The 1,579-nt window shown below is 66.5% G+C and carries 2 protein-coding genes; one reads left to right on the forward strand and one right to left on the reverse strand.

The window, feature by feature from the left end:
• Positions 1-43 precede the first annotated feature (43 nt).
• Positions 44-664, reverse strand: a complete 621-nt coding sequence (locus ACWDEX_RS37160; RefSeq protein WP_450469104.1) for a DUF2975 domain-containing protein — start codon at positions 662-664, stop codon at positions 44-46.
• Between the two features lie 298 nt (positions 665-962).
• Between ACWDEX_RS37160 and ACWDEX_RS37165 the strand changes: the two genes are divergently transcribed.
• The gene (locus ACWDEX_RS37165; protein ID WP_450469106.1) at positions 963-1,433 is read left to right on the forward strand and encodes a hypothetical protein; all 471 of its coding nucleotides are present in this window, start codon (positions 963-965) and stop codon (positions 1,431-1,433) included.
• The last annotated feature ends 146 nt before the right edge of the window (positions 1,434-1,579 follow it).

Below are 1,579 nucleotides of genomic sequence, written 5' to 3' on the forward strand. Positions count from 1 at the left end.
CGGTCCAGGTGGACCTGGACCCGGTGCTCCTCTTCTGGTGGCATCAGACCAGCCCCTCGGTATCGGCGCGCAGCTTCGTTCCGCGCCGGAAGACTTCTCCCAGCGCCAGGATGAGGAAGGCCAGCAGCACGTACTCGCCTGTGAAGGTGGCCGAGAACGGGACCTGTTCGGCCATGGGGGAACCGCTCACCAGTATTTCTGTGGTGAGCGCCGGCAGTACCGGGGCGAGGAGGGCCTGCACCAGCACTGCGAGTCCTATGACGCTCAGGCGTCGGGCGTTCACCGGCACGAAGACGTCGCCGCCACGCAGGGTCCGGGCCATCTTGAATAGGAGGGCCAGGATGAGGAGCAGGAGCAGGCTGCTGACGATCTCCGGCAGGGCGAGTAGTAGGCGCTGCCCCAGGTCGGGGTCGGCGAAGACGAGATCCGCCCGGTGGGTGCCTGTGAGGGTCATGCCGTGGCCCGTCACCGCGTCGGTCACGGTTCCCGGTACCCGGGTCGCCGTCTCGGCCTCAACTTCGCGGGTGTCCATCGGATCCATCAGACCGGCCGCCCCGAGGGCCGGAAGCAGTACTCCAAAGACGCCGACCAGTACAACAGCCAGGCCCAGAGCTGCCTCCAGCAACCGGCTGTCGGTCTGACTCCACCAGGACTTGGCACCCATGATTCTCCCCTGTCGACCAGCAGCATGCATATCGTTTATCGATACAATCGATAAACGATATGCTTTGTCAAGGGGATGTACCTGCGCAGCGAGCCTGTCCACCCCGGCGATCTCAAGGTCTGTGAGGACGAGCAGGGCCCGCAGGAGCATGGTTGCCGTACAGGGCGTGGAGATTGACGCACTTGTGCTCCTCTCGGACGTGATCATTAGCAAGTGATCGTCTGCCGCGAGCCGGTTCACGGGTTCTGAGGTGGTCCGCCCGAAGCGTCTCGTAGGTTCCGCAACGGGAGGGAGGCGCATGGTGGACGTGCTGACGTGGCCGATCGAGCGGCGGATGCGACTGGCTGAGCGGGCCGAGCTGCTGCGCAAGAAGCTGGCGGAGATTGACGCCGAGCTGGGCCTGCTGGAGGCAGCCGAGGTGATGTTCGGGCAGTGGGCCGAGGCGACGGACGGGGGACGGCGGCCGTCGGGCATCGTGGAGCCGGAGCCGGAGCCGAAGCCGGGGGTGGCGACGCCCGGGGCGGGTGGGATGCGGCTGATCCCGGACCGCGAGAAAGGCATGGGGGTGGAGGTGCTCACGCCGGAATATCGGCGGATCATGGAGATCGTCGCGAATACGTCGGGGCCGGTGATGGCCAAGGACGTTGCGCTCGCGCTGGGTCGTGAGAACACTCCGGCAAAGGTCGAACCGGTCCGCGGCCAGTTGCGCAAACTGTCCGACCGGGGCTGGCTGACCCGGACGGGCTCGGGACGGTACCTGCCACGTTGACCGCCGACCGGGGCAGAGCGGCCGGTTCCGGCCGTAACACGAGGGCCCGCAGCAGGAGTTGGCGTTTCTATGAAGAAACAGCCGCCCGCCGAGGGCTCTCCCGGTGTTGTCTACCAGGTCCGGCTTCCTGTGTCGAAGCGGACCGT

The sequence above is a fragment of the Streptomyces sp. NPDC001020 genome, from assembly GCF_053599115.1.